Source organism: Rhodococcus sp. ENV425 (assembly GCF_002887785.1).
Lineage (GTDB): Bacteria > Actinomycetota > Actinomycetes > Mycobacteriales > Mycobacteriaceae > Rhodococcus > Rhodococcus aetherivorans.
Genome location: NZ_PCZU01000247.1, coordinates 33,378 through 33,689 on the forward strand (window position 1 = coordinate 33,378; position 312 = coordinate 33,689).

The window sequence follows — 312 nt, forward strand, 5'->3', positions numbered from 1 at the left end:
GACCCGCGCCCTGCCCGCTCCCGGCGACGAGGCCACCCTGTTGCGCACCTGCGCGGAACTCGACGAACCACGCCTCGACCGGTCCCGGCCGCTGTGGGAGATGTGGCTGCTCACGGACCGGGACGACGGGACGATCGCGCTGCTGCTGCGGCTCCACCACGTGGTCGCCGACGGCATCGCCGCCCTCGAACTGTTCGGCGCCCTGCTCGACACTGCCGCGACCACGCCCGACGAGGACCCCGGTCCCGTGCCCACCCCGGTTCCGCCACCTTCCGTGCGTGCGCTCGTCCGCGACAACCTGCACCGCCGGCC

The 312-nt window shown here is 74.4% G+C and carries 1 protein-coding gene; it reads left to right on the forward strand.

Going from position 1 to position 312, the window contains the following annotated elements; translation table 11 throughout:
- Positions 1-312 (forward strand): wax ester/triacylglycerol synthase domain-containing protein (locus CQZ88_RS31550; protein ID WP_308410818.1); only part of this gene is annotated, 312 nt, incomplete at both ends.